Source organism: Streptomyces sp. NPDC048331 (assembly GCF_043201215.1).
GTDB lineage: Bacteria > Actinomycetota > Actinomycetes > Streptomycetales > Streptomycetaceae > Streptomyces.
Window position 1 is genome coordinate 22,187 of record NZ_JBICYT010000056.1, and the last position, 13,417, is coordinate 35,603.

Consider the following 13,417-nt stretch of genomic DNA (forward strand, 5'->3'; position numbering starts at 1 on the left):
CAGCCTGACGTCCTTGAACGCGAGCGTGTACTCCGTCCTCGCCTGGCGCTCGAAGGTCTGCGCGCGGATCGCCCGGGCGCCGGTCGACTCGAAGTCGACGGGGTGTGGAGGTCAGGCCGAGGTCAGCTCCACGAGCTTGGCCACGGTGTTCCAGTTGCGGGTGGTCACGTCGAGGCCCTTGACGACAGCGGGCCTGGCGAGGGCCTCGGCGAGCTTGGAGCGGCCCAGGCCCTCGGGGACGTGGAGGTAGATGACGCGCTCGCCGATCCGGTACTCCTCGGGGAGGTACGCCGCCTCGTCGAGCGCGGTGAAGCGTTCCGGCCCGGGCTGCGCGGAGCAGAAGGTGACGTGCAGTTGCTTGCCCTCCAACTCCGCCGCCGGGAACGGGCAGGCCTCGGCGACGGCGCGCAGGTACGCGCCGTCCAGCACCAGGCACGCCACGCGGAAGCCGAAGTGCCCCTCGATGGCCACCTCCAGCTCACGGGCGAGGGCTGTCGGATCCTGCCGCGCGCTGCTGAAGACGGCGTTGCCGCTCTGCAGGTAGGTCTGCACGTCGCCGTGGCCGAGCCCGTCCAGCAGCGCACGCAGCTCCGCCATCGGGACCTTCTTGTTCCCGCCGACATTGATCCCGCGCAGCAGGGCCGCGTACATGCGCGTGGTCGACTTCGTCGTCTTCGTCATGGGCGCACCCTAGAACCCGCCTACGACAATTCGGCCTCGATGAGGTCCGCCGCCTGACGTGCGCCGCCCTCGGTCGCCATCCCGGCGCGGACGACCTCCGCGCGGGCGGCGACCTCGGGGTCGGCGACCAGTTCGAGGACCGCCTCGCGCAGGGTGGTGGCGTCGGCGTCCGCCATCGGGACATGGCGGGCCACGCCGAGGGAGACGAGCATGTCGGCGTTGCCGAACTGGTCGACGGCCTGCGGGACGGCGACCATCGGGGTGGCGGTGGCGAGCCCCTCCTGGCTGCCACCGGCGCCCGCGTGGGTGATGAAGGCGTCGGCCTGGCGCAGGATGTCCAGCTGGGGGACCCAGCGGTGGACCTCCACACCGGCGGGGACCGGACCCAGCTCGGCCTCGTCGGTGAACTTGCCGATCTGGAGGACGAGATGCCAGTCGGGCAGGTCCGCGAAGGCCTCGATGCAGGCGCGGTAGAAGGCCGGCTGCTTGGTGAAGGTGGAGCCGAGCGAGACGAGGACGACCTTCTTCCCCTCGGCCGACGCGGGCCGCCGCCACGTTCCCTGGGTGGTGCCGCGGTCGCCCTGGCAGGCACCGACGAAGGTGTACACGGACGCGTCGACGCGGTCGGCGTTCGGTTGGAGCGCCCGGGGGATGAGGACGACGCTGCGCCGCGGGCGGCCCTGGAAGCGGTCGACGTCCCCGCCGAGGCCGTTCTGCGTGAGCCAGGCGGCGAAGGCCGCGTAGTACGCCTGGCCCCGCTCGGACGCCTTCAGCTCGGCGAACAGCGGCTCGGCGACCTCCTGCTCGTACCCCTCCCACGCGACCAGGTTCGGGGAGAGCGAGACGGCGGGGACGCCCCATCGGTGGGCGAGCACGGGCGCGGGGTAGGAGGTGATGTCGTGGAGGACGAGGTCGGGCTCGTCGCCCTCGAAGGCGGCGGCGAGTTGCGGGAGCGCCTGGACGGCGTCCGCGAGGAACGGTTCCAGGTTCTCGATCAGCTCGGTTCCCCAGGCCTCCGGCTCGTCGTCGGTGGGGAGGGTGGAGGTGTAGATCACGGGCGTGGCGCCGGTCTCCGCGATCTTCTCGGCGAAGGAGGCGGGGATGCCGTAGCTGACGCGGTGACCCCGCGCCACGAGCTCGCGGATCACCTCGATGCTCGGGTTCACGTGCCCGTGGGCGGCGATGGAGAACATGGCGATGTGGGCGGGCTTCGCTGTGGTCATGATCGAACGGTAAACGAGACGAGACGTCTCGTGCAAGTGTTTTCAGGACGGCCCCGAGGAGCCGTTCGGACCTGTTGGGCCGGACGGGTGATCCGAGGCCGTCATGCGGTCGACGTCGACGTCGAGGGAGTTGAGCCAGGCGAGCGCGGCGAAGAACCGCGGCGAGGAGACCCCCGGCGGACCGTCCGTGGCGGAGCCGCCCGTCGCCGGCGACACGCTCCGCGGATCCAGGGCCGCCGCTCCCGCCCCCGCCCCCGCCCCCGCCCACTCGGCCGCCTCGCGCATCCGGGTGGCCACCCCGGTCGCCCGGTGGTCCAGCCGGGCGCTGTTCGCCGGTCCTACGGCCGGTCCGCCGCGGACGAACAGCCGCCGCGAGCCCCACAGCACGTGGTGGCCGGACATCATGGCCGCCTGCCAGTCCGTGGTCGGGTCCTCGGTCGTCCGTGGCTCGCTCTGGTGCTGGGCGAACGCGGACTCCGCCATCGTCAGCGCGTGCAGGAGCGGCCGGTCGTCGGGGACGTGCCCCGGCCCGCCCTCCACCACGGCGGCCGTGGTGCGCTCGACCGTCTCGGCCTCCGTCGTCAGCAGCAGGGCGACCGCCCGGTGCAGCTCCCGCTGGGCCCCGCGCGGCCAGGCGAGCACTCCGAACACCACGCCGATCAGGCTGCCGATGATCACGTCCAGGATCCTGACCTCGGCCAGCTGCCAGGTCACGGGCGCCAGCTGGGCGAAGACGAAGGCCACCACGAGGGTGAACATGCCCTGGGCCCAGCCCACGCCCTTGACCGGCCCCACCCGGAACGCGGTGAGCATCACGAACGGCAGGATGATCGCGTAGACGGTGGTGTGGCCCCCGATCAGGGCCAGCAGCAGCCCCGTGGCGAGGGCGCCGAGCATGGTGCCGGTGATCGCCACGCGTACGGTCGCCCGGGTCTGGGCGGCGGTGGTCCGGGTCAGGCTGAGGACGGCCAGCATCGCCCAGAAGCCGTGGGGCAGCGAGTCCACGCCCGCGATCGTGCGGGCGGCCGCCAGCGCGAGACTGATCCGGACGGCGTTCTGGAAATACACGGAGCGCGGGCCGGCGTGCGCCGCGAGCCGGTGCCACCACAGGCGCGGCGCGCGTTTGCCCGCGTACCAGAACCGGCCCGAGTCGACGCCCTCCGGCAACCGCGCGTGCCGGCCCCGAACCACCAGTTCGGCGGCCGTCGCCAGGGCCACGGCCGCGTCCGTCACCTCCAGCACCGCCGCCCGCCTGCGGCCCCGCGCGGCGGTCGTGGGCGCCTCCCGCGCGGCCGAGGCTGCGGCCTCCTCCCGTACGCGCCGCAGGACATCGGCCGCTTCGGTCGTGGCGGCCCTGCCGTCCAGCAGGTCCGCGGTCTCGGTGACGGCCCGGCCGACGGCGGTCAGGATCTCGGCCTCCTGCTCCATCGGCACCGGGCCCGGGGGCGGGGGTGCCGGGGGCAGGTTCACCAGGCGGGCGAGGAGCGTGCGGGCGGCCAGGCCCGTGTGGGACAGCGCGCGGTCGCGCAGGCCCGGCCCGGCGGGGCGGTCGGCCTCGTCGATCCGGAAGGGCCGCAGTGACCCGCCGACCGTCGTGGCCGTCCGCGCGGAGGCGACGGACAGCGTGTACGGGGCGCGGCCCAGCTCGGCGACGCAGCGGGCCGCGGTGTCGGACGCGTCGGCGGCCAGGCGCCGGTAGGTGGGCCCGCGCCGCTCCGGCAGTACGAAGGCCTCGGCGAGGACGAGCAGCAGCAGGCCGAAGGTCGCCCCCGCGAGCCGTTCGAGGAGGGTGTCCGGAGCGTACGGCGGGAAGCACGGCAGGATGTAGAGCAGTTGCAGTCCGGGGGCGGCGCCCGCCGCGCGGGGCCCGGCCGCCGCCACGAAGGCCAGGACGAAGCCGATCAGGAGCATGCCGACCACGGCGCTCCAGGTCCGGATCGCGAGGTAGGTGCCGATCGTCAGCAGCAGCCAGGCCGCGGGGGTCGCCTTGACCATGACCGCGGCCCGCTGGCGGCCGGTGCCGGGGATGTGGGAGAGGGCGGCCATCGACACCGCGCCGAACAGCGCGTACGTCGCCGCCACCGGCCGGTCCAGCGCGTAGAGGCACACGAAGAACGAGGTGCACGCGGAGAGGGTGGTGCGCAGGGCGCGCCGCGTCACGACCGTGGGTCCGCGGTCGGCGCGTCCGGCAGGTTCGGCGCACATGACTCCAGGATCGGGCCACCTGGCGGAAGCCACCACATACTGGCGGGCGGGAGCCGATCGACGACGAGGGGCGGGAGCGACGGCATGGACGAGGCGCGGGCACGGGACGTACTGGCGACGGCGGGCCTGACCAGGGGTGCGCCGGGTGCGGTGGGTGAAGCGGGTGGCGCGGTGCTCCTCGCGTTCGGCGAGAACGCGGTCTTCGCCGTCGGCGACCTGGTGGTGAAGGTGGGGCGGGAGGCGGCGCTGCTGGAGCGGGCCGAACGGGAACTGGCGGTGTCCGCGTGGTTCGCCGCGTCCGGGATCCCCGCCGTCCGCGCGGCCGAGCCGAAGCCCCGGCTGGTGGACGGGCACCCCCTGACCCTGTGGCACCGGCTGCCGGACGCGGTACGGCCGGCGGGGTCCGAGGACCTGGCGGCGCTGCTGCGCCGGGTGCACGCGCTGCCCGAGCCACCCTTCCCGCTGCCCGCGCGGAACCTGCTGGCCGGGGTCGAGCGCTGGCTCAGGCTGGCGGCCGACGCCGTGGACCCGGCCGACGCGGCCTATCTGCGGGCCCGCCGGGACGCGTACGCCGATGAGCTGGCGGCCCTGACCCCGCGGCTGCCCCCGGGCCCGATCCACGGCGACGCCCTGCCCCGCAACGTCCATGTGGGCCCGGACGGCCCGACCCTGGTCGACCTGGAGACCGTGTCGGTCGATCTGCGCGAGCACGACCTGGTGGTGATGGCGCTCTCCCGCGACCGGTACGGCATGCCCGCCGAGGAATACGAGGCCTTCGTGGCGGCGTACGGGTGGGACGTGCGCGACTGGGAGGGCTGCGCGGTCCTGCGCGGCGCCCGGGAGACGGCCGGCTGTGCCTGGGTCGCCCAGCACGCCCCCACCGACCCCAACGCCCTGGCCGAATTCCGCCGCCGCGTGGCCTCCCTCAGGAACGGCGACCGGGAAACGCGCTGGCGTCCCTTCTAGACCGTGCCGGTCCGGACCGGGCCGATCTGGGCCGGGATCAGGCCGCGCAGCGGCCAGGCCTCGTCGATCACCGCGTCCGGGGTGCCCTGGCGGCGCAGGTACGACTGGAAGTCGCGGGCCCAGCGGGCGTGCCAGGTGCTCTGCCGCGCGTGCAGGTCGGCCGGGCTGAGTCCGGCCACCTCCGGATGCCGCTCGGCTATCGCGCGGGCCACCTGGACCGCGGCCAGCGCGTCGGCCCCGGCGTCGTGCGCGTCGTCGAGGGTGACCCCGTACACCCCGCAGACCGCTTCCAGGGTCCGCTTGCCCCGCCGGTAGCGGTCCACGGCCCGGTCGATGGTGAGCGGGTCCACCACCGGACCGGTCGGCGCCCCGCCCAGTCGGTCGGCCAATGACGGTAGCCCGTGCCGGGCCAGCTCGGCGCTCAGCAGGGTCAGGTCGAAGGCGGCGTTGTACGCGACCACCACCGCGCCCGTGCGCCAGTGTCCGACCAGGGCCTCGGCGACCTCGTCCGCGACCTCCCGTACCGGGCGTCCCTCGGCGACCGCGCGCTCCGTGCTGATCCCGTGGATCGCCGAGGCCCCGTCCGGAATCGGTATCCCCGGGTCCGCGAGCCAGCCGCGCCGCTCGCGCACCGCACCGTCGCGCACCTCGACCAGGGCCGCCGTCACGATCCTCGACTCCCCCGGCTCCGTGCCGGTCGTCTCCAGGTCGAATCCGATCAGCACACCGCCGTGCCAGTCCCCCATGCCGTGCCAGTCCTCCACCCCGTGCCCCTCCCCCGTACACCTTCGGTCAACGGGTTTCAGCCTGCCACGGGGCACTGACAGCCAGGCCGCCGGGGGCGCGCCCGGCCCCTCGGGCCCGGTGTCAGGACACCGGCCGGGAGTCCTCCCACATCGACTCGAACTCTTCCCGGTAGGTCGTGAACAGCCCGTGGTCAGCGTCCTTCGGCACCCCGCGCCCGCCGCCCCGCAGTACCAGGACCGGGGACTCCATGCCGCGCGCCCGCCGCAGGTAGGACTGGACCACCGCGATGCCCGAGGACTGACCCTCCACCAGGTAGGCGGTGAACCGCGGGGTCTCGTCGAAGACGTGGATCTCGAAGCGGGAGGGGTCCCGCAGTCCCGCCCGGACCCGGCGGACGTGCAGGATGTTCATCTCGACCGAGCGGCTCAGCTCGCCCTTGCGCAGTCCCAGTTCCCGCTCGCGCCGCTTCACGGCGCTGCTCGCCGGGTTGAGGAACAGCAGCCGCACCCGGCAACCGGCCTCGGTGAGCCGGACGAGTCTTCGGCCCGAGAAGTTCTGGACCAGCAGGTTGAGCCCTATACCGATGGCGTCGAGCCGCCGCGCGCCGCCGAAAAGGTCCTCTGCGGGGAGCTGGCGCTGCAGCCGTACCCGGTCGGGGTGGACCGAGATGACGTCCGCGTACCGGTCGCCCACCAGGTCCTCGACGGCGTCGATCGGCAGCCGTTCCGCCGAGGGACTGCCGGAGACCCCGCCCAGTACCTCCAGCAGGCGTGCCGAGGCCCGCTCCGCCTGCTCCAGGACGGGTCGGGACAGGGCCCGGTTGCGGGAGACGACGTTGCGGGTGACCTCCAGCTCGTCCAGGGCCAGCTCGATCTCGCGCCGGTCGTCGAAGTACGGCTCGAAGCACGGCCAGTGCTGGACCATCAGCTCGCGCAGCTGGGGCAGGGTCAGGAAGCTCAGCACGTTGTCGTCGGCCGAGTCGAGCAGGTAGCCCTTGCGCCGGCTGACCTCGCGCACGGCGACGGCCCGCTGCACCCATTCCTGCCCGGCGGGTCCGGCCGCCGCGACGACCCAGTCGTCGGTGCCGTGCACCGGTTCGTAGATCGGTCGGAGCACCGCACCGACCACCGCGCGCAAGCGCTGTTCGATGAGGTTCAGCCAGATGTACGCACGGCCGGCCCGCTGTGCCCGGGTCCGGACCTCGCTCCAGGCCTCCGCGCCCCAGTCCAGCTCCACGCCGGTCCCCGCGTCCCCGGCCTCGGCCGGTCCGCCCGCCAGGGAGACCGCCCCGGCCGGGATCCCCGCGGACGTCCCGCCGGGGACACCCCCTGGGGCGTCCGCCGGGCCACCCTCGTGACTGCTGTCACCAGGGGGCAGCTCCAGACCTCCCGAGCTCACCCGTGCACCGCCTTCTGCGTCTGGACGCCCGTCTCCAGTGATCACGGAAGGGTACTCCGCGCGCGCGGCCCGGTGCAGCCCGACGGCCCTTACCGGCACCGCCCGTTGACCCATTATCCGATGCGCACACAGTCCGCTGACCCGCATATCAGCTCTGCGGGTCACCCAATAGGACCCCTGCCAAGTCCGCGCTTGCGGCCCCTCTTTCGGGGAAGATCTGGCAGGGACGTGGTCCATGCCGGGTCGGCCGGGACATCTTCGGGCAACGAGGGAAGAGTCGTTATCTATGCAGGTCTGGCCGGGACAGGCGTATCCGCTGGGTGCCACGTACGACGGCGCCGGCACCAACTTCGCGGTCTACTCGGAGGCCGCCCGACGCATCGAGCTGTGCCTCCTCCACGACGACGGGTCGGAATCCGCCGTGGAGCTGCGCGAGACGGACGCCTTCGTCCGTCACGCCTACCTGCCCGGCGTCATGCCGGGCCAGCGCTACGGATTCCGTGTGCACGGGCCGTACGAGCCCGAGCGCGGGCGGCGCTGCAACGCGGCGAAGCTGCTGCTGGATCCGTACGCGCGGGCCATCAGCGGCCGGGTCAGCTGGAACGAGGCGGTGTACGGCTACCACTTCGGCCGGCCGGACTCCCGCAACGACCTGGACTCCGCCCCGCACACGATGAGCTCGGTGGTGGTGAACCCGTACTTCGACTGGGCCAACGACCGACCGCCACGTCACGAGTACCACCACACCGTGCTGTACGAGGCCCACGTCAAGGGTCTGACCATGCACCATCCGGACCTCCCCGAGGAGCTGCGCGGCACCTACGGGGCGCTGGCGCACCCGGCGGTCATCGGCCACCTCACCAAGCTCGGGGTGACGGCGCTGGAGCTGATGCCGGTCCACCAGTTCGTCAACGACCACCGGCTGGTCAACGACGGGCTGAGCAACTACTGGGGCTACAACACCATCGGCTTCTTCGCCCCGCACAACGGCTACGCGTCGGGTGACCGCGGCCAGCAGGTGCTGGAGTTCAAGTCGGCCGTCCGGGCCCTGCACGAGGCCGGTATCGAGGTGATCCTCGACGTGGTCTACAACCACACGGCGGAGGGGAACCACCTGGGCCCGACGCTGTCCTTCCGGGGGCTGGACAATGCCTCGTACTACCGGCTGGCGGACGATCCGCGGCACTACATGGACACCACCGGCACCGGCAACTCGCTGCTGATGCGCTCGCCGCACGTGCTCCAGCTGATCATGGACTCGCTGCGCTACTGGGTCACCGAGATGCACGTGGACGGTTTCCGCTTCGACCTGGCGGCGACGCTGGCCCGCCAGTTCCACGAGGTGGACCGGCTCTCGTCGTTCTTCGACCTGGTGCAGCAGGATCCGGTGGTCAGCCAGGTGAAGTTGATCGCGGAGCCGTGGGACCTGGGCGAGGGCGGCTACCAGGTGGGAAACTTCCCGCCGCTGTGGACCGAGTGGAACGGCAAGTACCGGGACACCGTACGGGACCTGTGGCGCGGGCAGCCGCGCACGCTCGCGGAGTTCGCCGGGCGACTGACGGGGTCCTCGGACCTGTACCAGGACGACGGGCGACGCCCGCTGGCGTCGATCAACTTCACCACCTGCCACGACGGTTTCACCCTGAACGACCTGGTCTCCTACGACGAGAAGCACAACGAGGCCAACCGGGAGGGCAATCGGGACGGGGAGACCCACAACCGCTCCTGGAACTGCGGGGTGGAGGGGCCGACCGAGGATCCGGAGATCCTGGAACTGCGCGAACGCCAGATGCGCAACTTCACGGCGACCCTGATGCTGTCGCAAGGGGTGCCGATGCTCAGCCACGGCGACGAGTTCGGGCGCACCCAGCAGGGCAACAACAACGCCTACTGCCAGGACAACGAGTTGTCGTGGGTGCGCTGGCCGGAGCCGGGCAAACCGGCGCCCTCGCTGCTGGAGTTCACCCGGCGGATGGTGTGGCTGCGCCGCGACCACCCGGTCTTCCGGCGGCGCCGGTTCTTCCACGGACGGCCGGTGGAGGGCACGCACGACGAGCTGTCCGACATCGCCTGGTTCACCCCGCACGGGGAGGAGATGCGGGCGCGGGACTGGCAGGCGCAGCACGCGAAGGCGCTGACCGTCTTCCTGAACGGTGAGGCGATCTCCGAGCCGGGGACCCGGGGGGAGCGGATCACCGACGACTCGTTCCTGCTGATGTTCAACGCGGGCGCGGAGTCCCAGGACTTCACCGTTCCGGCGGGGCACGGCGCGCAGTGGCGGCTGGTGGTGGACACGGCGCGGGCGGACGTGCTGCCACCCGGCACCGGGCCGCAGTACGCGGCGGGTGACCGGGTGGCGCTGACGGGGCGGTGTCTGGTGGTGCTTCAGCGCCCGGCGTAGGCGGCGCCGCTCCCGTCCGCGGCCGGGGAGGCGCCGGTCCGCGGTCCGACCCCCGGGCCGGTCCGCGGACCCGGGACGCGCGCCTCGGCGGTGTGCGTCCGGGCGGCGGGCGCCTGGGTGACGAGGGCGAGGAGCAGGCAGAGCGCGGCAGCCCCGACGGCCACGGCGAAGGCTCCGGTGGGTCCGTGGGCCTCGGCGAGGCGCCCGCAGACGAGGAGCGCCGTGGCCTGTCCGGCCACCAGGCAGCTGGCGGCGACGGCCATGGCGGTGGAGAGGCGGGCCGGTTCCACGGCCCGCTCGGTGAGCGCGAACGCGGTGATCAGGTGGGGTGCGTAGGCGGCGCCCAGCACGGTGACGACGACATACAGCGGCCACAGGCTGTCGGTGAACAGCAGCGGTACCGAGAGCACCAGGGCCGCTCCGGTCGCCACCCGCCAGCGCAGCCGCAGCCCGAAGCGGGCGGGCAGCGCGCCGAGCGAGATGCCGACGACCGCGCTGACGACGCCCATGGCGGAGTAGACGACGGCGGCCTGGTCGGGCACGCCGAGCCGGATGGTGAGCGCGGTGATGCCCGCCTGGCAGGCACCGAACATCACGCCCTGGAGGGCGAGGGAGCACCGTACGGCGTGGACCACCCCGGGCGACCTGACCCGGCTCCCCGGGGCCCGCTCGGGGGCGGGCGACCCGGCCGTGACGGCGGCGGTCGGGTGCAGGGCGTAGATCGCGCCGAAGACGGCGACGAGGCCGGCCGCGCCGACGAGGGCGACGGCGGGGTGCGCGAGCAGCGCGGCGAGTCCGACGAGGGCGGGCCCGAAGACGAAGGAGACCTCGTCCAGGGTGCCTTCGAGCGCGTGGACGGCTCCGACGACGCTCTCGTCGGACTTCGCCCGGTGGGCCAGGGCCACCGAACGGGTGCGGGCGAGCGGTCCGATCAGCGGTACGGAGGCGCCGGTGAGGGCGCCGATCGCGGCGAGCGGGACGGTGGCCAGGTGGGTGAGGGCCCCGGCGACGAGGGCGGCGGTGGCCACGGCGTTGACGGCGGCCGCGGCCAGGACGACGGGGCGCTGCCCGTGGCGGTCGGCGAGCCGGCCGAGGACGGGTCCGAAGAGGACCTGCCCGAGGGAGAGGGCGCCGCCGACCGTGCCCGCGACGGCGAGGGATTCGCTGGTCCGGGCGACCAGCAGGAAGCTGCCGAACTGGGACATCGCGACGGGCAGTCGGGCGAGGAAAGAGACGAGCGGAAGTAGGGGCCCGGTCAGGGCGATGACGTTTCGATAGGTGCTGACGGTTCCAACCACTTGATCGACATTAACCCGGTGCAGTCACTCGGATGCATTGGGTAATGGCACGGAATCCGGCAGGTTGGGTACGTACGTTCTCATGAGCCAGCCGCGCGCGACCCCCGAATCGGAATCTGACGTTCCGACACCAGTCACTCCGACGTCGACCTACCGCCTCCAGCTGCGCCCGGAGTTCCCCTTCGCGGCGGCCGAGGCAGCCGTGCCGTACCTCGCCTCGCTCGGCGTGTCGCACCTGCACCTCTCCCCCGTCCTGGAGGCGGCCCCCGGCTCGACCCACGGGTACGACGTCACCGACCACTCCCGCGTGCGGTCCGAGCTCGGCGGCGAGCCGGGCCTGCGGGCCCTGGCCGGGGCCGCCCGGGCGCACGGCCTCGGCCTGGTCCTCGACATCGTGCCCAACCACATGGCGGTACCGACCCCGCTACGGCTGAACCGGCCGCTGTGGGAGGTGCTGCGGGACGGCCCGGCCTCGCCGTACGCCCGCTGGTTCGACATCGACTGGGAGGCGGGTGACGGGCAGGTGCTGCTGCCGGTGCTGGCCGGGCCGGTGGAGACCTGCGAGCTGAAGGCCGACGGCGACGTGCTGCGCTACGGGGAGCAGGAGTTCCCGCTGCGCGAGGGGACCGCGGGGCTGGCGCTGCCCGAGCTGCTCGCCGCGCAGTGGTACCGGCCGGCCTGGTGGCGCGAGGCCCGCACCGCGCTCAACTACCGCCGCTTCTTCACCATTTCGGACCTGATCGGGGTCCGGGTGGAGGACCCGGAGGTGTTCACGGCCACCCATGCGAAGGTGCTGGAGCTGGTCCGGGACGGGGTCGCGGACGGGCTGCGGATCGACCACGTGGACGGCCTGGCGGACCCGGAGGAGTACCTGCGACGGCTGCGGGCGGCCGCGGGCGAGGACTGCTGGGTGGTGGTCGAGAAGATCCTGGCCCGCGAGGAGCGGCTGCCGTCCGCCTGGCCGGTGGCGGGGACCACCGGCTACGACGCCCTGCACCGGGTGGACGGGGTGTTCACCGACCCCGAGGGCGCCGCGGAACTGGCGGCCCGGTACGGGGAGAGCACCGGGCTGCCGCGCTGGCCGGAGACGGCCCGGGCGTCCGCGCGGGAGGTGCTGACCGGCGACCTGGCCGCCGAGCTGGGCGCACTGGAACGGCTGGCCGGAGTGGAACTGGCTCCGACGGTGCGGGAGTTGCTCATCGCCTTTCCGGTCTACCGGCCGTACCCCGGCGAGCCGGAGCTGCCGCCCCGGGCCCTGGAGCAGGCGGCCGCGGCGGCCGGTCCCGGCGCGGTGGCCGCCGTACGGGAGCTGCTGCTGCGGGATCCGGCCTTCGCCGCCCGCTTCGCCCAGACCTCGGCGGCCCTGCGCGCCAAGTCCCTGGAGGACCGGGCCTTCTACCGGTACGCCCCGCTGCTGTCGGCCACCGAGGTCGGCGGGGAGCCGGGCCGGCCGGCCGTGTCGGTCGCGGAGTTCCACGCGTACTGCGCCGCCCTGGCCGAGGAGTGGCCCGCGGCCGGGACCGTCCTGTCCACGCACGACACCAAGCGCAGCGCGGACGTCCGGGCCCGGATCGCGGCGCTGTCCCAGGCGCCGGAACTGATGGGCCGCCCCGAGGGTCCCGACCCCCAGCTGGCCTGGGTGGCCCGGCAGACCGCGCTGGGGCTCGGCCGGGTCCCCGAGGCCGGGCCCCGGCTGGCCGACGCCCTGCTGAAGGCGGTCCGCGAGGCGGCCCTGCACACCAGCTGGACCGAGCCGGACGAGGCGTACGAGGCGGGCGTGGCCGGCTACGTCCAGGACCTGCTCGACCTCCCGGCGGAGCTGGCCGGGGCGGCCCGGACGAACCTGCTCGGCATGACCCTGCTGCACCTGGCGATGCCGGGGGTCCCGGAGGTCTACCAGGGCGCGGAGACGGAGTACCGGGCGCTGGTGGACCCCGACAACCGGCGTCCGGCCCACTTCCCCCGCGGGGCCCTGGCCCGACTGGACGGCGGGTCCGCCCCCGAGGACCCGGCCGAGGAGAAACTCGGGCTCACGGCGACCCTGCTGCGGCTGCGCCGGGACCGGCCGGAGCTGTTCCGGGGCTACGCGCCGGTCCTGGCCCGGGGCCCGGCCGCCGACCATCTGCTGGCCTTCACCCGGGCCCCCGGGCTGCTGGTGGCGGCCACCCGGCTGTCCCACCGGCTGGCCGCGTCGGGCGGCTGGCGGGACACCCGCCTGCACCTGCCTCCCGGCACCTGGACCCGCCTCGCCCCTGCCACCCGCCTCGTCCCGTCCGGGGACCGCACCGCGTCGCACAGCGGCTCGGCCGAGGTGGCGGCCCTGCTGGACGGCCACCCGGTGGGTGTCTGGCTGCGCCGGTGAACCGTCGGCGCCCGGACGTGGCGCCGGGGGGGGGGGGGGGGGGGGCGGGGCCGCCCCCCCCCCCGGGGCCCGCGCCCCCCCCCCCCCCGGGCGGCGGGCGCGCGCCGGCGGGGCGAGCGCGGAGACGGCGCCGGCG

Annotated in this window: 9 protein-coding genes; 3 read left to right on the forward strand and 6 right to left on the reverse strand. The window is 73.9% G+C overall.

Annotated features, from left to right (window positions below; genetic code table 11):
* Positions 1 to 111: 111 nt before the first annotated feature.
* Genes ACGFYY_RS39005 through ACGFYY_RS39015 form a run of 3 tightly spaced genes read right to left on the reverse strand, consistent with a single transcriptional unit; the run spans position 112 to position 4,109 of the window.
* Entirely contained in the window at positions 112 to 681 is a 570-nt protein-coding gene (locus ACGFYY_RS39005) for a DUF1697 domain-containing protein (protein WP_365270170.1), read from the reverse strand.
* Positions 682 to 701: 20 nt separating this feature from the next.
* On the reverse strand, positions 702 to 1,904 hold the full coding sequence (mgt, locus tag ACGFYY_RS39010; protein WP_393716967.1) for a macrolide-inactivating glycosyltransferase: 1,203 nt from the start codon (positions 1,902 to 1,904) through the stop codon (positions 702 to 704).
* Between the two features lie 42 nt (positions 1,905 to 1,946).
* Positions 1,947 to 4,109: an FUSC family protein gene (locus ACGFYY_RS39015; protein WP_393716969.1), complete on the reverse strand. Its 2,163-nt coding sequence runs from the start codon at positions 4,107 to 4,109 to the stop codon at positions 1,947 to 1,949.
* 84 nt (positions 4,110 to 4,193) lie between these two features.
* On the opposite strand from ACGFYY_RS39015, the gene ACGFYY_RS39020 reads away from it, so the two are divergent.
* Positions 4,194 to 5,075 carry a phosphotransferase enzyme family protein gene (locus tag ACGFYY_RS39020; protein ID WP_393716971.1) on the forward strand — a complete coding sequence of 294 codons (882 nt, stop codon included), beginning with the start codon at positions 4,194 to 4,196 and terminating at the stop codon, positions 5,073 to 5,075.
* On the opposite strand, the gene ACGFYY_RS39025 is transcribed toward ACGFYY_RS39020, so the two are convergent.
* Positions 5,072 to 5,821 carry a 3'-5' exonuclease gene (locus ACGFYY_RS39025; protein ID WP_393716981.1) on the reverse strand — a complete coding sequence of 250 codons (750 nt, stop codon included), beginning with the start codon at positions 5,819 to 5,821 and terminating at the stop codon, positions 5,072 to 5,074. The genes ACGFYY_RS39020 and ACGFYY_RS39025 overlap by 4 nt on opposite strands.
* A gap of 121 nt (positions 5,822 to 5,942) precedes the next feature.
* On the reverse strand, positions 5,943 to 7,220 hold the full coding sequence (locus ACGFYY_RS39030; protein ID WP_365270158.1) for an SAV2148 family HEPN domain-containing protein: 1,278 nt from the start codon (positions 7,218 to 7,220) through the stop codon (positions 5,943 to 5,945).
* A 286-nt stretch (positions 7,221 to 7,506) separates the two neighbouring features.
* Between ACGFYY_RS39030 and glgX the strand changes: the two genes are divergently transcribed.
* Positions 7,507 to 9,621: a glycogen debranching protein GlgX gene (gene glgX, locus ACGFYY_RS39035; RefSeq protein WP_030719969.1), complete on the forward strand. Its 2,115-nt coding sequence runs from the start codon at positions 7,507 to 7,509 to the stop codon at positions 9,619 to 9,621.
* On the opposite strand, the gene ACGFYY_RS39040 is transcribed toward glgX, so the two are convergent.
* Positions 9,606 to 10,919 (reverse strand): MFS transporter, encoded by a 1,314-nt coding sequence (locus ACGFYY_RS39040; protein WP_393716974.1) that lies wholly within the window; start codon positions 10,917 to 10,919, stop codon positions 9,606 to 9,608. The genes glgX and ACGFYY_RS39040 overlap by 16 nt on opposite strands.
* 82 nt (positions 10,920 to 11,001) lie before the next feature.
* Here ACGFYY_RS39040 and treY point away from each other — a divergent pair, with 82 nt between their 5' ends.
* Positions 11,002 to 13,281, forward strand: coding sequence for a malto-oligosyltrehalose synthase (gene treY, locus ACGFYY_RS39045; protein WP_393716976.1), 2,280 nt, complete (start codon positions 11,002 to 11,004; stop codon positions 13,279 to 13,281).
* Positions 13,282 to 13,417: the final 136 nt, after the last annotated feature.